The organism is Porphyromonas sp. C0041D3 (assembly GCF_056590575.1).
In genome coordinates this window covers 1-15,422 of the sequence record NZ_JBWPWJ010000015.1, presented here as the reverse complement: position 1 = coordinate 15,422, position 15,422 = coordinate 1, and the positions used below count along the sequence as shown (strand labels likewise).

General features: G+C 53.3%; 23 protein-coding genes and 1 pseudogene. 6 read left to right on the top strand and 18 right to left on the bottom strand.

Translation table 11 applies throughout. The annotated features are described in order from the left end of the window. The first annotated feature begins 547 nt into the window (after window positions 1–547). Complete coding sequence (locus AC1EKE_RS08120; RefSeq protein WP_480309006.1) at window positions 548–1,060, top strand: hypothetical protein; 513 nt, start codon at window positions 548–550, stop codon at window positions 1,058–1,060. Window positions 1,061–1,195: 135 nt separating this feature from the next. Here AC1EKE_RS08120 and rpsN read toward each other — a convergent pair whose 3' ends face one another. The 17 genes from rpsN to rpsG all read right to left on the bottom strand — a co-directional run bounded on the left by rpsN (window position 1,196) and on the right by rpsG (window position 10,949). Beyond that, on the bottom strand, window positions 1,196–1,465 hold the full coding sequence (gene rpsN / locus AC1EKE_RS08115; protein ID WP_296165247.1) for a 30S ribosomal protein S14: 270 nt from the start codon (window positions 1,463–1,465) through the stop codon (window positions 1,196–1,198). A gap of 2 nt (window positions 1,466–1,467) precedes the next feature. Next, window positions 1,468–2,040, bottom strand: a complete 573-nt coding sequence (gene rplE / locus AC1EKE_RS08110; protein WP_296165244.1) for a 50S ribosomal protein L5 — start codon at window positions 2,038–2,040, stop codon at window positions 1,468–1,470. Between the two features lie 17 nt (window positions 2,041–2,057). Further along, on the bottom strand, window positions 2,058–2,375 hold the full coding sequence (gene rplX / locus AC1EKE_RS08105; RefSeq protein ID WP_296165239.1) for a 50S ribosomal protein L24: 318 nt from the start codon (window positions 2,373–2,375) through the stop codon (window positions 2,058–2,060). A gap of 65 nt (window positions 2,376–2,440) precedes the next feature. Continuing rightward, window positions 2,441–2,806: a 50S ribosomal protein L14 gene (rplN, locus tag AC1EKE_RS08100; protein WP_018106950.1), complete on the bottom strand. Its 366-nt coding sequence runs from the start codon at window positions 2,804–2,806 to the stop codon at window positions 2,441–2,443. A 41-nt stretch (window positions 2,807–2,847) separates the two neighbouring features. Then, window positions 2,848–3,120 (bottom strand): 30S ribosomal protein S17, encoded by a 273-nt coding sequence (rpsQ, locus tag AC1EKE_RS08095; protein WP_070465525.1) that lies wholly within the window; start codon window positions 3,118–3,120, stop codon window positions 2,848–2,850. 8 nt (window positions 3,121–3,128) lie between these two features. Further along, entirely contained in the window at window positions 3,129–3,335 is a 207-nt protein-coding gene (gene rpmC / locus AC1EKE_RS08090) for a 50S ribosomal protein L29 (protein WP_297129611.1), read from the bottom strand. A 24-nt stretch (window positions 3,336–3,359) separates the two neighbouring features. Further along, on the bottom strand, window positions 3,360–3,779 hold the full coding sequence (gene rplP, locus AC1EKE_RS08085; RefSeq protein ID WP_070465531.1) for a 50S ribosomal protein L16: 420 nt from the start codon (window positions 3,777–3,779) through the stop codon (window positions 3,360–3,362). 123 nt (window positions 3,780–3,902) lie between these two features. After that, a complete protein-coding gene (gene rpsC / locus AC1EKE_RS08080; protein WP_480309005.1) occupies window positions 3,903–4,712 on the bottom strand; it encodes a 30S ribosomal protein S3 in 810 nt (269 codons plus the stop codon). Window positions 4,713–4,718: 6 nt separating this feature from the next. After that, on the bottom strand, window positions 4,719–5,126 hold the full coding sequence (gene rplV / locus AC1EKE_RS08075; RefSeq protein ID WP_296164189.1) for a 50S ribosomal protein L22: 408 nt from the start codon (window positions 5,124–5,126) through the stop codon (window positions 4,719–4,721). 32 nt (window positions 5,127–5,158) lie between these two features. After that, window positions 5,159–5,428: a 30S ribosomal protein S19 gene (gene rpsS / locus AC1EKE_RS08070; RefSeq protein WP_018106956.1), complete on the bottom strand. Its 270-nt coding sequence runs from the start codon at window positions 5,426–5,428 to the stop codon at window positions 5,159–5,161. A 38-nt stretch (window positions 5,429–5,466) separates the two neighbouring features. Next, the gene (gene rplB / locus AC1EKE_RS08065) at window positions 5,467–6,315 is read right to left on the bottom strand and encodes a 50S ribosomal protein L2 (protein ID WP_480309004.1); all 849 of its coding nucleotides are present in this window, start codon (window positions 6,313–6,315) and stop codon (window positions 5,467–5,469) included. An 8-nt stretch (window positions 6,316–6,323) separates the two neighbouring features. Then, window positions 6,324–6,617: a 50S ribosomal protein L23 gene (gene rplW / locus AC1EKE_RS08060; protein WP_480309002.1), complete on the bottom strand. Its 294-nt coding sequence runs from the start codon at window positions 6,615–6,617 to the stop codon at window positions 6,324–6,326. A gap of 27 nt (window positions 6,618–6,644) precedes the next feature. Beyond that, entirely contained in the window at window positions 6,645–7,283 is a 639-nt protein-coding gene (rplD, locus tag AC1EKE_RS08055) for a 50S ribosomal protein L4 (protein ID WP_070465549.1), read from the bottom strand. 10 nt (window positions 7,284–7,293) lie between these two features. Further along, window positions 7,294–7,911 carry a 50S ribosomal protein L3 gene (gene rplC / locus AC1EKE_RS08050; protein ID WP_480309000.1) on the bottom strand — a complete coding sequence of 206 codons (618 nt, stop codon included), beginning with the start codon at window positions 7,909–7,911 and terminating at the stop codon, window positions 7,294–7,296. A gap of 54 nt (window positions 7,912–7,965) precedes the next feature. Next, window positions 7,966–8,277, bottom strand: a complete 312-nt coding sequence (gene rpsJ, locus AC1EKE_RS08045; protein ID WP_018106961.1) for a 30S ribosomal protein S10 — start codon at window positions 8,275–8,277, stop codon at window positions 7,966–7,968. Between the two features lie 35 nt (window positions 8,278–8,312). Then, a complete protein-coding gene (gene fusA / locus AC1EKE_RS08040) occupies window positions 8,313–10,439 on the bottom strand; it encodes an elongation factor G (RefSeq protein WP_480308998.1) in 2,127 nt (708 codons plus the stop codon). Between the two features lie 33 nt (window positions 10,440–10,472). Next, window positions 10,473–10,949 (bottom strand): 30S ribosomal protein S7, encoded by a 477-nt coding sequence (gene rpsG, locus AC1EKE_RS08035; protein WP_070465560.1) that lies wholly within the window; start codon window positions 10,947–10,949, stop codon window positions 10,473–10,475. A 247-nt stretch (window positions 10,950–11,196) separates the two neighbouring features. Here rpsG and AC1EKE_RS08030 point away from each other — a divergent pair, with 247 nt between their 5' ends. After that, window positions 11,197–11,406 (top strand): hypothetical protein, encoded by a 210-nt coding sequence (locus AC1EKE_RS08030; protein WP_296122583.1) that lies wholly within the window; start codon window positions 11,197–11,199, stop codon window positions 11,404–11,406. A 344-nt stretch (window positions 11,407–11,750) separates the two neighbouring features. Here AC1EKE_RS08030 and rpsL read toward each other — a convergent pair whose 3' ends face one another. Next, window positions 11,751–12,131 (bottom strand): 30S ribosomal protein S12, encoded by a 381-nt coding sequence (gene rpsL, locus AC1EKE_RS08025; protein WP_070465563.1) that lies wholly within the window; start codon window positions 12,129–12,131, stop codon window positions 11,751–11,753. Window positions 12,132–12,468: 337 nt separating this feature from the next. Here rpsL and AC1EKE_RS08020 point away from each other — a divergent pair, with 337 nt between their 5' ends. The 4 genes and pseudogenes from AC1EKE_RS08020 (at window position 12,469) to AC1EKE_RS08005 (ending at window position 15,366) form a co-directional block, all read left to right on the top strand. Next, a complete protein-coding gene (locus tag AC1EKE_RS08020; protein WP_480308997.1) occupies window positions 12,469–12,915 on the top strand; it encodes a transposase in 447 nt (148 codons plus the stop codon). Beyond that, window positions 12,863–13,855: an IS3 family transposase gene (locus tag AC1EKE_RS08015; protein WP_480308996.1), complete on the top strand. Its 993-nt coding sequence runs from the start codon at window positions 12,863–12,865 to the stop codon at window positions 13,853–13,855. Before AC1EKE_RS08020 ends, AC1EKE_RS08015 begins: the two co-directional genes overlap by 53 nt. Window positions 13,856–14,228: 373 nt before the next feature. Further along, window positions 14,229–14,843 (top strand): annotated as a pseudogene (locus AC1EKE_RS08010) (IS30 family transposase); the annotation flags it as partial. A gap of 28 nt (window positions 14,844–14,871) precedes the next feature. Continuing rightward, window positions 14,872–15,366, top strand: coding sequence for a Csac_0668 family 2Fe-2S cluster-binding (seleno)protein (locus tag AC1EKE_RS08005; protein ID WP_480308995.1), 495 nt, complete (start codon window positions 14,872–14,874; stop codon window positions 15,364–15,366). Window positions 15,367–15,422 lie beyond the last annotated feature (56 nt).

Below are 15,422 nucleotides of genomic sequence, written 5' to 3'. Positions count from 1 at the left end.
CCCTTATCTATTGTCTCCTCAACAAAGGTAATCTCTTTTTCCTCCCCCTCCCAGCACATCAAAATGCGAATTAGCCGAAATCATGGGGAAAGCATACGCTGCACCGCCGGGCAAGTCTTCCTAAGGCGCTCATGAGACCTCTCCTACCGGCCTCGCTATGGGCGAAATCTAATACCGATATTAGAGATCTCTAATACCGATATTAGGCGCGACTAATATCGGTATTAGCTAAGCTCCTGATCGACCCGCCTGACCTGCCCTACCCGGCCGACCCTTCCTGACCTGCCCGACTCGTATGACCTGTCCCCCCCAAAAAAAGAAAAGGGCCCCCACAGCCGTAGTGACTGAGGGGGCCCTCTGGGTCTTTATGGTGCAGACCGGATCTTCCCTACAGGGAGGGGATCACCAGCTGGACTTCTTGACGCCGGGGATGAGTCCCTTGGAAACCGTTTGCAAAATACACCACACCGCACATAGTGCTGCCTAGACATAAACCTTTTTGAGTAGATTTGGAGGAGTACCATTGTGGACTGAAGTAGCCATCGTAATGAATACATACCACCCTTCGGCGGATAGTTTCACTATCTGTATCACCATTACCATACTCATCCTGTGCGCCTACATGATGTATGAGGGTCTTGCTCATCTGAGTGGTGTAACAAAGTGGACAGTCATTAGTATAGCAGCTCTGACAGCAATCGTTCCCCTATTCTTCTACCCCTTCCGAGAGTCTTTTGATGACGATTCTCAGAAAATAAGGATACACTTCCTTGGCTACACTCGTATAATCTCTCGGGAAAACTATCCAATACTCCTTACCGGTCAAGACCTAATAAATAATGGGGCCATTCGCCTCAGTGCGTCCGGTGGGCTATTTGGGTACTGGGGCAAGTGGAAGAGCGGGGACGGGCGCAACTTCACCTCCTATATCACCCATCGAAAAGAAAACGTCTACTACCTCTCTGACGGCACCAATATCATAGCCATCAACGCTCCCAAGGAGTGGATAGATCAGATGTATAAGTCTGCTCTACAGGAAGAAGGAGGAGAGGGTCACTAAGCTATCCTCCTGATCATAAACGCCAAGGGGTCCCCTCAGCACTAGGCTGAGGGGACCCCTTAAGTCTTGGTTGCCTATCTGGCGGTGATTGCTGTATCAGGAAAGATAAAGCGAATCACTCTGTAGCCGAAAGGCTTACCAGCTGGACTTCTTGACACCGGGGATGAGTCCCTTAGAGGCCATCTCACGGAACTGGATGCGTGAGAGACCGAAGAAACGCATATATCCGCGGGGACGTCCGGTGATGCTGCAGCGATTGTGCAGGCGGATGGGGGAGGCGTTGCGCGGGAGCTTTTGCAGTCCCTCGTAGTCACCGGCCTCCTTGAGCGCCTGACGCTTCTCAGCGTACTTATCGACGAGCTTCTGGCGCTTTACTTCGCGCGCCACCATGGATTTCTTGGCCATAATTACTTGGTTGCTTTCTTGCTCTTGGTATTTTTCTTAAAGGGGAGACCAAACTCGCGGAGGAGTGCGTAGCCCTCCTCGTCAGTCTCTGCGGAGGTGACGATGGTGATATTCATACCGAGGATCTTCGGGACAGTGTCCAGAACGATCTCCGGGAAGATGATCTGCTCATCGACACCGAAGGTGTAGTTACCACGACCATCCATGCGGGTCTCGAGACCCTTGAAGTCACGGATACGCGGCAGGGCGATATTGATCAGGCGGTCGAGGAAGTCGTACATCTGTCCGCGACGGAGGGTCACCATAGCACCGACGGGCATGCCCTTACGGAGCTTGAAGTTGGAGATATCCTTCTTGGATCGGGTGATGACAGCCTTCTGGCCGGTGATCATCGCCAGCTCATTGGCTGCGATCTCGATGAGCTTCTTATCCTCGTGCTCGTCTCCGAGTCCGCGGCTGATGACGATCTTGACGAGATGGGGCACCTGCATGGTGGAGGTGTACCCAAATTCCTTCATCATCGCGGGGATGATCCGCTCCTTGTAGTCTTCCTTGATATTCTTAGCGATCGACATAGTAATCTCTATCTATATTAGTCCAGGACCTTGCCCGACTTAGCGACGCGCTGAGAGCGTCCATTGTCGTCCTTCTGACGATGGATACGGGTAGGCTTCTGAGTGTCGGGGTCGACAGGATTGAGCTTAGAGATGTGCACCGGAGCCTCTCTCTTGACCATACCCCCCTGGGGGTTCTTGGCATTAGGCTTGGTGCGGCGTGTGATGAAATTAACGCCCTCGACGATGGCCGTCTCCTTGGAGGGATTGACCTCCAGGACGCGACCCTTCGAGCCCTTGTCCTCGCCGGAATTGACGAAGACGATGTCGCCCTTCTTTATGTGTAACTTTCTCATGATATTCTCTTATTTCTCTATAGGATGCTGAGTCTCACCGGGGGTGTCCCGGTCGCGCAAGGTGCTTAGAGCACCTCAGGCGCTAGAGAAACGATCTTCATATTCACGGCACGTATCTCACGAGCCACGGGGCCAAAGATACGGGTCCCTCTCAGCTCACCTGAGGGAGAGAGGAGTACGCAGGCGTTGTCGTCGAAGCGGATGTAGGAGCCGTCCTCGCGGCGGATCTCCTTCTTGGTGCGTACGATGACGGCCTTGCTGACGGTTCCCTTCTTCATATCGGAGGAGGGGATCACGCTCTTGACGGTGACCACGATGGTGTCGCCTACGGAGGCGTACCGACGGTGGGTACCACCGAGCACACGGATACAGAGGGCCTCACGGGCGCCGCTGTTATCGGTAACTGTCAGTCTGGATTCTTGCTGTATCATAACTCTGTCCTAAAATTGTCTTGTGGTGGTTAGTCGGTCGATTACTTCGCTCTCTCGACGATGTCGATGACTCTCCAGCGCTTGCTCTTAGACAGAGGGCGGGTCTCCATGATGCGTACGGTATCACCCTCGTGGCACTCATTGGCCTCATCATGTGCGTGGTACTTCTTCGTCTTGGCGATGAACTTACCATACAGAGGGTGCTTCTCCTTCCACCGAACGGCGACGACGATGGTCTTATCCATCTTGTCGCTGACGACGACACCCTGTCTAACCTTGCGCAGGTTTCTGCTTGTCTCTTTTACTTCTTCCATGACCGCACTTAATTCTTAAGGGATTCATTGATTTCCTTCTCGTGGAGGATCGTCCGGAGACGAGCGACGAGTCGGCGCTGATTGGTGATCTCTGTGGGACGATCGAGAGGAGTGACGCTGTGCTGCATACGCAGCTGGTCGAGCTTGGCAGACTCCTGCTTGACGTGCTCTCTCAGATCCTGGATAGTGAGCTCTCTAATCTCTTGATTTTTCATACTACTATTCTATGCTCTGAGTGATTACTTCTCAAAGTCCCTGCGGACGATGAACTTGGTGTCGATGGGGAGCTTCTGCGCTGCGAGGCGAAGGGCCTCCTTGGCGATGTCGTAGCTGACGCCATCGATCTCGAAGATGATGCGACCGGGCGTGATGGGAGCGACGAAGCCGACGGGATCTCCCATACCCTTACCCATACGTACGTCCAGAGGCTTCTTGGTGATGGGCTTGTCGGGGAATATCCTGAGCCATACCTGTCCCTTACGCTCCATATAGCGGGTGAGGGCGATACGAGCGGCCTCGATCTGACGACCGGTGAGCCAAGTGGTCCCCATGGCTTTCAATCCGAAACTTCCGAAGGCGAGCTGGGTACCACGATGGGCGTTGCCCTTCATCTTACCCTTATGGACTCTCCGGAACTTGGTCTTCTTGGGTTGTAACATTATGCTGTATTATCTAGCCAATTCTTGATAAAATAACTTGGGGTGCAGCGGCTGACTTATGCTCTCTCTCTGCCTGCCTGTGGCAGCCGTCGAGGATCTGTCTCCACTGCATAGGAGCCACTCTTATGCCTGTGCTCCGCCCTCGGTCCTGCCGCCGTTGTTGCGGCGACCACCGCGACCACCGCGACGACCACCACGGGCACCGCCGCGACGTCCTCCGCGATCATTACGTCCTCCGCGATCGTTACGTCCGCCACGACCGGCCTCATTGCGGGGCTGGCTGAAGTCGAGCGTCAGATCCTTCTTGCCATAGACCTCGCCACGGCAGATCCATACCTTGACACCGATGGCACCCACCTTGGTGTGAGCGGTCTCCATCGCGTAGTCGATATCGGCACGGAAGGTGTGGAGCGGGATGCGACCCTCCTTGAAGGTCTCGCTACGTGCCATCTCAGCATTATTGAGACGGCCATTGAGGAGCACCTTGACACCCTCGGCACCAGCACGCATGGCGTTACCGATGGCGTTACGGGCGGCACGGCGGTAATTGACGCGACCCTCGATCTGACGGGCGATACTGTCGGCGACGATAGCAGCCTCCATGTCGGGGCGACGTACCTCAAAGATATTGATCTGGACCTCCTTGTCGGTGATCTTCTTGAGCTCTTCCTTGAGCTTATCCACCTCGCTGCCGCCGGGGCCGATGATACGTCCGGGACGTGCGGTGCAGATGGTGATGGTGATCAGCTTGAGGGTACGCTCGATGACGATGCGGGCTACGCCGCTGTCGGTCAGTCGGGTATTGAGGTAGGTGCGGAGCTTGTGATCCTCGTAGATTGTCTCAGCGACGTTAGCCTTCTTGCCAAACCACGAGCTGTCCCAGCCACGGATGATACCGAGGCGATTGCTTATTGGATTAGTCTTTTGTCCCATGGAAGTTTACTCGTTAATAGCGTTATCACGTGCATCGACATAGATCGTCAGATTGCTTCTTCTCTTGCGGACGCGATTGCCACGGCCCTGAGCGCGGGCGCGCATCCTCTTGAGCGTAGGAGCCTCGTCGACGTAGATCTTGCTGATGTAGAGCTGCCCCTCGTCGGCGTGCTGCTCATTCTTCTGCTCCCAGTTGGCGACAGCACTCTTGAGGGTGCGGCCGACGACCTCGGAGGCGCGCTTATTAGAGTATCTGAGGACAGCCAGTGCCCTATTGACCTCCATGCCACGGACCATATCGATCACGAGGCGCATCTTGCGGGGAGAGGAGGCGATATTGGTCAGGCTGGCAAAGTATAGTGACTGCTGAGCCTCCTTGCGGGCCTTAGCAGATTCTTTCTTTCGATTACCCATAGTTCTATTCTATATGATTTCGATTACCGGCCTTAGGATTTGCGGTTACCTGTGTGACCCTTGAAGGTACGGGTAGGTGCAAATTCGCCCAACTTGTGACCCACCATATTCTCAGTGACGAATACGGGGATAAACTTATGTCCGTTATGTACAGCGATCGTATGACCGACGAAGTCGGGAGAGATCATCGAAGCACGACTCCACGTCTTGATGACATTCTTCTCGTTCTTCTCATTCATCTCCAAGATACGCTTCTCGAGCTTCACGCTGATATACGGTCCTTTCTTAAGTGAACGGCTCATATTCTGTATTCTCTATTTTTGTCTTGGTAAAAAGAGGCTTACTTCGTACCCTTGCTATTACGCTTGGATTGACGACGCTCGATAATGTACTTGGAGGACTGCTTCTTAGGACGACGAGTCTTAAGACCCTTAGAGTAGAGGCCCTTGCGGCTTCTCGGGTGACCACCGGAGGCGCGACCCTCACCACCACCCATCGGGTGGTCTACAGGGTTCATCACGACGCCTCGGTTGTGGGGGCGGCGACCGAGCCAGCGGCTGCGACCGGCCTTACCGCTCTCCTCGAGGGAGTGCTCACCGTTGCTGACGCTACCGATGGTGGCGCGGCAGGCGGAGAGGATGCGGCGGGTCTCACCGCTCGGCAGTGAGATCACCACGTAGGTATCCTCGCGAGAGGTGAGCTGTGCGAAGTTGCCCGCACTGCGGACCATCTTGGCTCCCTGACCGGGACGAAGCTCGATATTGTGGATCACCGTACCTACGGGGATCTTGCCCAGAGGCAGAGTGTTGCCTACCTCAGGCACCGCGTTCTCGCCACTCATGACGGTCTGGCCGACCTTGAGGCCGGTGGGTGCGATGATGTAGGACTTGACACCGTCCGCATAGTAGATCAGAGCGATGTGAGCCGACCGATTAGGATCGTACTCGATGCTCTTAACCGTAGCGGGGATATCGTCTCTGCGACGCTTGAAGTCGATGATGCGGAGCTTGCGCTTGTGACCACCACCGCGATAGCGGATGGTCATCTTACCGGTGTTGTTGCGACCGCCGGTGCTCTTCTTACCGACTACAAGGGACTTCTCTGGTACGTTGGTAGTAACTTCCTCGTGCGTACCAATAATTTTCTTTCTCTGGCCCGGAGTGGTGGGCTTCAGTTTACGTACTCCCATGTCGTGTATTAAATGTTACCGAAGAAGTCGATCGTCTCGCCTTCGGCAATCGTTACTATAGCCTTCTTATACGCGGGCTTGCGTCCCTCGACGAAGCCGTGCTTGGTATAGCGCGACTCCTTCTTACCGGAGTAGCGCATGGTATTGACCTTGAGTACATGGACGCCATAGGTCTCCTCGACAGCCTTACGGATGTCGGTCTTATCGGCGCTGTACTGCACCTTGAAGCCATAGCGGGTAGGCATGGCCTCGGTGATGTCGGTCTGTTTCTCAGTGATGAGAGGTGCGATCAGTATTCCCATGATATTCTTCTCTTACTACTCTTATGATTACTTCTCCTCACGGCTGAGCTGAGCTGTGAGTGCCTCGAGTCCGCTCTCAGAGAAGATGAGGCAGTCAGCGTCGAGTACCTTGTAGGTATTGACGGCGACAGGCTCGGCAAAGGTGACGTTGGAGATATTGGCACCGGACTTGCGCACCTGCTCGCTTGCCTCGTGGAGGAGGAAGAGATCCTTCTTGTCCTCGATCTTGAGGGCCTTGAGGATGGCGGCGAAGTCCTTGGTCTTGTAGCTGTCCATCGTGAAGTCCTCGACGACGACGATGGCGTTATCCTTAGCCTTGTAAGTAAGTGCTGAGAGGCGAGCAAGGCGCTTGGTCTTGCGATTCACCTTCTGCTCATAATCACGGGGACGGGGGCCGAAGATCGTACCACCGCCGATCAGGATCGGGCTCTTCGTGTCACCACGACGAGCGCCACCGGTACCCTTCTGACGGAAGAGCTTGCGGGTGCTGTGGGCATTCTCACTACGCTCCTTGGTCTTAGCGGTCCCGCTGCGACGGTTGGCCATATGGCTCTTGACGTCGAGGTAGATCGCGTGATCATTGGGCTCGATGCCGAAGATGGCATCATCGAGGGTCACCTTGCGTCCGGTCTCTTCACCTTTAATATTTAGTACGTTCAGTTCCATATCTTCTGTCTTACTTCTCGATTAAAAGGATAGATCCCTTAGCGCCGGGGACACTGCCCTTGACGACGAGGACGTTCTGCTCGGGCATCACCTTGATGACGCGGAGATTCTGGACGGTGATGCGGACGTTACCATCCTGTCCTGCCATGCGCATACCGGGGAAGACGCGAGACGGGGTAGAGCTCTCACCGATAGATCCTGGGGCGCGGAGACGGTTCTTCTGACCGTGAGTGGTCTGACCGACTCCACCGAAGCTATGACGCTTCACAACGCCCTGGAAGCCCTTACCCTTGGAGATACCACAGACGTCGACGAAGGGGGTGTCCTTGAAGATCTCCACCGTCAGCTCGTCGCCCTCCTTGAGCTCCTTAGCATAATCCTTGAACTCGGCCAAGTGTCTCTTGGGCGCTGCTCCGGCCTTTTTGAAGTGACCCTGGAGGGGCTTCGTGACATGCTTCTCAGCGATGTCCTCGTAGCCTACCTGGACGGCGCTGTAGCCATCCTTCTCCACAGTCTTGACCTGAGTAACGACGCAAGGACCGGCTTCGATAACAGTGCATGGGATATTCTTCCCCTCGGCACTGAAGACGGATGTCATTCCGATTTTCTTTCCTAACAATCCTGGCATTTCAGTCTTGATTTAGTGAGTTAGTAGTTGGTTGTAATACTTATCTCGTAGAGCTTAGAGATCGGTCTTGATCTCGATATCCACACCGCTGGGCAGCTCGAGGCGAGCCAGAGCGTCGACGGTGGAGGTATTGGCATTGACGAGATCGATCAGTCGCTTGTAGGTGCAGAGCTCAAATTGCTCCCGGCTCTTCTTATTGACGAAGGTCGACCTATTGACCGTAAAGATGCGCTTGTGCGTCGGCAGTGGGATAGGACCGCGTACGGTCACTCCGGTCGTGTCGACAGCCTTCACGATCTTCTCTGCAGACTTGTCTGCCAGAGTATGGTCGTAGGACTTGATCTTGATCCTGATTACCTGATTCATGTGATTGACTATCGTAATATGGTGATGATTGTCTATTACTTCAAGAGGTCGGCACGACCGTGCTTCTCCTCGAGCACCTGCTTAGCGATGTTGGTGCTCATCGGCTCGAAGTGATCAAACTCCATCGTGCTGCTGGCACGACCACTGGAGATGGTGCGGAGATCGGTCACGTAGCCAAACATCTCGGCGAGCGGCACGTGAGCCTTGACGATGCGGTCGTTATTGGATCCGGAGTCCATGCCCTGGACCATACCGCGACGCTTATTCAGGTCACCGATGATGTCACCCATGTAGTCCTCGGGGGTCACCACCTCGAGCTTCATAACGGGCTCAAGAAGGATCGGAGAAGCCTCCTCGCACGCCTTCTTGAAGGCCTGCATCGCTGCTACCTCGAAGGAGAGCTGATCAGAGTCCACCGGGTGGAAGCTACCATCGAGGAGGGTCACCTTGAGGTGATCGAGAGGATATCCGGCGAGGACACCGCTCTGCATAGCCTTCTCGAAGCCCTTCTGTACGGAGGGGATGTACTCCTTCGGCACGTTACCGCCCTTCACGCTGTCCTCAAACTGCAGCGGAGTCTCAGAGTCGGGATCACCGGGGCCTACCTCTACGAGGATGTCGGCAAACTTACCACGACCACCGGTCTGCTTCTTGTAGACCTGACGGACCTGGACGGTATTGGCGATCGCCTCCTTGTAGCTTACCTGGGGACGACCCTCATTGGCCTCCACCTTGAACTCACGCTTCAGGCGCTCCACGATGATGTCGAGGTGGAGCTCACCCATACCGGAGATGATCGTCTGACCGGTCTCCTCGTCAGTGCGTACCTGGAAGGTCGGATCCTCCTCAGCAAGCTTCTGGAGACCACTGTCGAGCTTCTCGGTATCGGCCTGAGTCTTGGGCTCTACGGAGATACTGATCACCGGATCGGGGAAGGTGATCGACTCGAGGAGGATCGGCTCAGCGTCCGGGTCGCAGATGGTGTCACCGGTGCGGATGTCCTTGAAGCCCACGCCGGCACCGATATCACCGGTGTCGATGGTGTCCATAGGATTCTGCTTATTGGAAAACATCTCGTAGAGACGGCTGATGCGCTCCTTCTTCTCGGTACGGCTGTTGTAGACGTAGGAGCCGGCATCGAGGTGACCGGTATATACTCTGAAGTAGCAGAGACGACCGACATAGGGATCGGATGCCACCTTGAAGGCGAGTGCCGTCAGGGGAGAGTCGTGCTCCACGGTACGGGTGATCTTCACACTCTCGTCGAGAGGATCGGTACCGGTGATGGTATCCTGGTCGATCGGGCTGGGGAGGAAAGCGCAGATCGCATCGAGGAGCGGCTGCACGCCCTTATTCTTGAAAGAAGAGCCACAGATGACGGGATTGACCGTCAGGTCGAGGGTGCCCTTACGGAGAGCGGCGAGGATCTCATCCTCGGTGATGGTGGAGGGATCCTCCAGCATCTTCTCCATAATGGTGTCGTCTACATCAGCCAGAGCCTCGAGCATCGACTCGCGCCAGTGCTCAGCCTCCTCCATCAGCTCGGCGGGGATCTCGTCTACCTCGTAGTCAGCGCCCATGGTCTCGTCGTGCCAGTAGATGGCGCGCATGCGGATCAGGTCGATGACGCCCTTGAAATTCTCCTCCGCACCGATAGGCAGCTGGATTGGCACTGCGTTAGCACCGAGCATATCACGCATAGACTTGACGGCCTTGAGGAAGTTGGCACCGCTGCGGTCCATCTTATTGACGTAGCAGAGACGGGGCACACCGTACTTCTCAGCCTGACGCCATACGGTCTCGCTCTGCGGCTGTACGCCGGCAACGGAGTCGAAGGTCTCGATGGCACCGTCGAGGACGCGGAGCGAGCGCTCCACCTCAGCGGTAAAGTCGACGTGTCCGGGAGTGTCGATCAGGTTGAGCTTATACTTCTTATCCTTATAGGGCCAGAAGGCGGTGGTGCAGGCGGAGGTGATGGTGATACCACGCTCCTGCTCCTCCTCCATCCAGTCCATCGTAGCGGCACCCTCGTGCACCTCACCGATCTTGTGGATCAGTCCGGTGTAGTAGAGGATACGCTCCGAGGTGGTAGTCTTACCGGCATCGATGTGAGCCATGATACCGATATTGCGTGTGAGTTCCAGGTGATTTTTAGCAGCCATTGTGACTTCTTTCTTACTTATATAGGTTGTGGATTACAGACGGAAGTGAGCGAAGGCACGGTTAGCCTCAGCCATACGGTGGATGTCCTCCTTACGCTTGAAGGCACCGCCCTGCTGATTGTATGCGTCCATGATCTCAGCAGCGAGCTTCTCAGCCATGGTCTTACCACCTCTCTTGCGAGCGTAGCCGATGAGGTTCTTCATAGAGATGGACTCCTTGCGCTCCGGGGTTACCTGAGTAGGCACCTGGAAGTTGGCACCACCGATACGGCGGCTCTTCACCTCCACCTGGGGAGTGACGTTCTCGAGAGCCTGCTTCCAGATCTCGATAGGGGTCTTCTCCTCCTTGGCCATCTTATCCTTGACGATGTCCAAGGCGTTGTAGAAGATCTTGAAGGAAAGATTCTTCTTTCCGTCAAGCATCATATGGTTGACGAACTTCGTCACCTTCCGATCTCCATAGACGGGATCAGGAAGGATAGCCCTTTGTTTCTTGGAAAATTTTCTCATTTCTCTTAGTTATGACTTACGCTCTCTTACTCAGCTACCGGGCCTCCCGCGGGGGAGTGACCACGGAGCGAAAGCTCCAGAGCTGTGGGAGGGGTGCGACACCGATGATCCTGAGGATCGTCTTGCAAGTGGGGTCCCGGGTGGCATCCCATTCCGATGCCCGTCATTACTATACCCGTGGTCACCTGCGCAGCGCCACCTCGGCGGTGAGCGCGCTGCTCCCGATATGTTCTCTTCTTAGTATGGGATGAGGCTCCTTATCATAAGGTCGGGTCCCCATCGGGATCCATCCCCGGACTTCATCCGCCTACCGACCGGACATAAGCTTCTCTTCGTCCACGCTAACCTCCACCTGCGGGACTCTTCCCGCCGCTTCATAGGTCCGCTCTGTCTCCGCAATACCTTGCTACCTACCGACAGCATCCTCGTACGCGAGGATGGGGCTCCGATACTATAGCGACGCTATGTCTCACATAGGAGACCTCAGCCAGCATAGGGTATGCGGTCCGTCTCAGATATAAGACCGGCACACCGCCGCTATTTCATTAAGTCAGAGAGTGTGATGGAGATATCTCAGACACTTCCTCGATCTTACTCACCGGGATCCTTCGGCTTAGCCTGCCTACTCCCGGTAGGACCAAATTGATGGTCACTCTCGATCGCAGTGCTCTCACTCTGCTCTCCTTTGCTACATTATACGCTCTACCCTACTGCCGCGATCCACTGACCGGACACCGCACGAGGCGGGTGAGGGGAGATGATAAAAAATAAGTACTTCGGAAGTCGAAGTCGCCGCTTGGCTTACTTCTTCTCCTTAGGTCTCTTCACGCCGTACTTACTGCGACGCTGCTTGCGATCCGCTACGCCGCCGGTATCGAGAGTACCGCGGACGATGTGGTAGCGCACACCGGGGAGATCCTTCACACGACCACCACGGACGAGCACGATAGAGTGCTCCTGGAGGTTGTGACCCTCACCGGGGATATAGCAATTGACCTCCCTGCCATTCGTCAGACGGACACGTGCCACCTTCCTCATCGCTGAGTTAGGCTTCTTAGGGGTCGTGGTATAGACCCTGACACAGACGCCGCGACGCTGGGGGCATCCTTGGAGAGCCGGGCTCTTACCCTTCTCCTGGAGGCTCTTGCGACCACTACGGACTAGCTGTTGAATTGTTGGCATCTTGCTTTGATAATAAAACCTATAATCGATTCATCGCCCGCCATCACGCACCTTACCGGCGTGATTGCCAGGCTATTTCTCGCTCGCGACAGGGTACACCCCATCGCTTCGGAGTGCAAAGGTACGAAATACTTCCCTCTACCGCAAGTCATTCAAGCTCTTACGCATCGCCCGACCCCGCTCTTGATCAGGTTAATTCGCATTTTGATGTGCTGGGAGGGGGAGGGAAATAGAGATTACCTTTGTTGAGGAGAGGGATTCAGGAAAAGTGGAGAGCAACTCGGTAGAGAAAGAAGTGTCTTACCCTGAAAAAAGTTGACTCGTAACTAACATAATTATGAGTACAATGAACCAGACAAAAGACACGAAGTCGAAGCCCTTACAGGGATCAAAAAGTCGCCCGACCACGGGACATGCCACAACGGCCGAACGGCTTGAAGCACTAAAGCGCTATTATGTAAATGGCTACTCGGCCAAGCTTCTAGCGAGCCAGTATCAGGTAACATCATGTACGATTCGCAATTGGATTCGTATCTTTGAGCAAGAAAACCCTGTAGTGGCTAAAGCTATGAACAAAAAGAGAATACCCCCACAAGGCACCTCGTCTGAGGAGCTCAGCAAGGACGACAATGTCGCCATGAAAGCACGCATTCCAGAGCTCGAAAAAGCTCTTCACCAAGCACGCTTAGAGCGAGACGTCTTCAAGACTTGTCTAGAGGTGTACGGCGTTGATGAGCAAAAAAAAGTGGCCACTAGTCGTGACAACCGTGCGAGATCAATATAAATATCAAATCAAGAAGGTCTGCAAGGTGCTAGATAAGAGTCCACAAGCCTATTACAAGTACCTCAAGTCCGACACGTCCTTGAGAGAATCTGAGCTCGAGTTTATAGTGATAAGCTATATTATGGAAGCACGGAAAAGCAATCCAGGCATCGGAGGCGTATCGCTTTGGATGCAGTATTGCAGGGAGTGGGGTACCCGTTATCCCGTTGGCAGAGACAAGTTTGTGAGCTACATACGCAAGCACAAGCTTTACTTCCGCATACCGAGGCGCTACAAAGCTCCACGCACCACGGACTCCACCCACGACCTGCCCACCTACCCCAACCTCGTTCGGAAGCTTATCCCCGATCAACCCAATCAGGTGTGGAGCAGCGACATCACCTACATCCCCTTGGAGCGAGGGGACAACAGCGTTGAGTTCTGCTTCTTATCCCTGATTTTGGATAACTATACGAAGGAGATTGTGGGCTATAGTCTAGGGGACAGTCTCGCCTCAGAATACCCCTGCGAGGCACTAAAGCAAGCCCTCAAGCGGATCCCCCAAAAGGACGCTTCCGATCTCATCCACCACTCCGACAGAGGCACTCAATATGCCAGTCGGCAGTACACTAAGATGCTCAATAAAAGAGGAATACAAATCAGCATGACAGAGTCAGGAGACCCCAAAGAGAACTCCCAGTCAGAGCGGGTGAACAGCACCATTAAGAATGAATTCTTAAAGGGCAAAGTGTTCCGTAACATTGATGAGGAAAATCGCGCAATCAGCAAAGCTATAGAGACTTACAACACCATTCGCCCCCATATGAGCATCGACTATATGACCCCACAAGAAGCTAGGGAATGTACGGGTCCCCTGAAGAAACGATGGCGCAGCTATCGTGAAGACGCAATTCAGAAAGCTCGAAAAGACAAGGAGTCAAAGGAGCTAGTAACCAACTAAATAGAACTTATTTCAGCAAAGAGAGAAGAGACTGGATTTTTCATTTTCAATCGGAACACAAAGAGCGGCAACGCACCTGACACACCAAACGCCCTCCGCTCTGCTACAGGCGTTTGGCTTAGTCAGTTGCATTACCGACGGGGTGTTTATCCGATTTGAAAAAGAAAAAAACAAGCCCGGGGTATACCGCGAAAAACTACCCCAAACTACCAGAGTCAACTAAAATCAGTATCTTTGAAAAGTCGAGACAACTCATTCTAGTTTGACGACGAAAACGATGTCAACCGACATCCGTTTCAGCAAAAAAATAAGTCAACCATTTTCAGGGAACGACACTATGTCAAATCAACTAATCGAAGCGCAATGATACGAAATCTATCTTGGACTTCAAAGGAAATGGAGCAAATCCCGTATAGCAAGGGAAATCGAAGTGTCCTGCTCAACGGTCATCCGTGAAATCAGGCGAAACTCCAAGCCAGACGGCACGTATGTGTGGAAGTATGCACAATCCAAGTGCGAAGCCCGCAAGCACGGCTTTAAAGGCAATCACCGCAAGCCTGAGGACTTATGGTGGCGTGTTGACCGCATGATAGGGGATGAGGACTGGTCTCCCAGCCAAATTGCAGGCGTGCTCAGACGTGAGGGTATTCACATCGTGAAGCAGACCATCTACAACCACGTCCATGCAGACACCACCGGAAAACTTGCTTCACATATGCCACATAGGCTCAAATACACAAAGAGGAGCAAGGCGTTGCGTCCTACGAAGGCTACCAATATCCCTAACCGTATAAGCATACACCAGAGACCAATGCAGGCTGACGGCACGCGCTTCGGAGACTGGGAACTGGACACTATCGTCGACTCGTACGGTCATGCCATTGTTACCTTAACGGAACGCTCGACTAACTACATTCTCATGGAAAGACTGCCGCAGGGACGGAAGGCGTTACCAACGGCAAAGACCGTGGCAAAATTGGTTTTACCTAGTTTGAAAAAGAAATTATAATGAAAATATGGAGGCTAAGAATATGAAGATTAATAATGAATGTTGTTGTGGATGCAAAACAGAAAAGCTGGATCAAATTAAAGACAATTGTCCTGTATGTAATAATGAAGGGATTTCCGTTAGTAAAGTAACTGTTGAACATCTAGTGGTAGATGATTATCGTAATGCTGTTAACGGAGATCAATATAAGATTTGCATGAACGAGGACTGCGACGTTGTTTACTATAACTTAGATAATGAAATAAAATTCTTGAAAGACCAAGTTAGAGTTCCTATCTGGTTTAAGAAAGATGCAGATCCTAAGTACGCTTGTTATTGTAGCGAAGTCACAGAAAATCAGGTAATTGAAGCAGTTGTAAAGCATGGCGCGAAATCCGTAAAAGAAGTAAATGCCATCACTGGGGCAATGAAAAATTCTAATTGTAAAGAAAACAATCCGTTGGGAGTTTGTTGTCATAAGATTATTCAGGAAGCTATCGATAAAGGCTTGAAAATGAAATAATTACAGTCGATATGTTCCTACAAACGAGAGCCAATCTTTGATATGTTTCCATCTAC

What these genes read in the sequence shown, in the direction of transcription:
- rpsN (WP_296165247.1), bottom strand. Translation starts at nt 1,465, where the DNA reads ATGGCCAAGAAATCCATGGTGGCGCGCGAAGTAAAGCGCCAGAAGCTC.
- rplX (WP_296165239.1), bottom strand. Translation starts at nt 2,375, where the DNA reads ATGAGAAAGTTACACATAAAGAAGGGCGACATCGTCTTCGTCAATTCC.
- rpsL (WP_070465563.1), bottom strand. Translation starts at nt 12,131, where the DNA reads ATGCCAACAATTCAACAGCTAGTCCGTAGTGGTCGCAAGAGCCTCCAG.
- rplB (WP_480309004.1), bottom strand. Translation starts at nt 6,315, where the DNA reads ATGGGAGTACGTAAACTGAAGCCCACCACTCCGGGCCAGAGAAAGAAA.
- rpsG (WP_070465560.1), bottom strand. Translation starts at nt 10,949, where the DNA reads ATGAGAAAATTTTCCAAGAAACAAAGGGCTATCCTTCCTGATCCCGTC.
- AC1EKE_RS08030 (WP_296122583.1), top strand. Translation starts at nt 11,197, where the DNA reads ATGAGGCTCCTTATCATAAGGTCGGGTCCCCATCGGGATCCATCCCCG.
- AC1EKE_RS08120 (WP_480309006.1), top strand. Translation starts at nt 548, where the DNA reads ATGAATACATACCACCCTTCGGCGGATAGTTTCACTATCTGTATCACC.
- AC1EKE_RS08015 (WP_480308996.1), top strand. Translation starts at nt 12,863, where the DNA reads ATGAGCAAAAAAAAGTGGCCACTAGTCGTGACAACCGTGCGAGATCAA.
- rpsQ (WP_070465525.1), bottom strand. Translation starts at nt 3,120, where the DNA reads ATGGAAGAAGTAAAAGAGACAAGCAGAAACCTGCGCAAGGTTAGACAG.
- rplD (WP_070465549.1), bottom strand. Translation starts at nt 7,283, where the DNA reads ATGGAACTGAACGTACTAAATATTAAAGGTGAAGAGACCGGACGCAAG.
- rplN (WP_018106950.1), bottom strand. Translation starts at nt 2,806, where the DNA reads ATGATACAGCAAGAATCCAGACTGACAGTTACCGATAACAGCGGCGCC.
- rplC (WP_480309000.1), bottom strand. Translation starts at nt 7,911, where the DNA reads ATGCCAGGATTGTTAGGAAAGAAAATCGGAATGACATCCGTCTTCAGT.
- rpsC (WP_480309005.1), bottom strand. Translation starts at nt 4,712, where the DNA reads ATGGGACAAAAGACTAATCCAATAAGCAATCGCCTCGGTATCATCCGT.
- AC1EKE_RS08005 (WP_480308995.1), top strand. Translation starts at nt 14,872, where the DNA reads ATGGAGGCTAAGAATATGAAGATTAATAATGAATGTTGTTGTGGATGC.
- rplW (WP_480309002.1), bottom strand. Translation starts at nt 6,617, where the DNA reads ATGGGAATACTGATCGCACCTCTCATCACTGAGAAACAGACCGACATC.
- fusA (WP_480308998.1), bottom strand. Translation starts at nt 10,439, where the DNA reads ATGGCTGCTAAAAATCACCTGGAACTCACACGCAATATCGGTATCATG.
- rpsS (WP_018106956.1), bottom strand. Translation starts at nt 5,428, where the DNA reads ATGAGCCGTTCACTTAAGAAAGGACCGTATATCAGCGTGAAGCTCGAG.
- AC1EKE_RS08020 (WP_480308997.1), top strand. Translation starts at nt 12,469, where the DNA reads ATGAGTACAATGAACCAGACAAAAGACACGAAGTCGAAGCCCTTACAG.
- rplV (WP_296164189.1), bottom strand. Translation starts at nt 5,126, where the DNA reads ATGGGTAATCGAAAGAAAGAATCTGCTAAGGCCCGCAAGGAGGCTCAG.
- rpsJ (WP_018106961.1), bottom strand. Translation starts at nt 8,277, where the DNA reads ATGAATCAGGTAATCAGGATCAAGATCAAGTCCTACGACCATACTCTG.
- rplP (WP_070465531.1), bottom strand. Translation starts at nt 3,779, where the DNA reads ATGTTACAACCCAAGAAGACCAAGTTCCGGAGAGTCCATAAGGGTAAG.
- rplE (WP_296165244.1), bottom strand. Translation starts at nt 2,040, where the DNA reads ATGTCGATCGCTAAGAATATCAAGGAAGACTACAAGGAGCGGATCATC.
- rpmC (WP_297129611.1), bottom strand. Translation starts at nt 3,335, where the DNA reads ATGAAAAATCAAGAGATTAGAGAGCTCACTATCCAGGATCTGAGAGAG.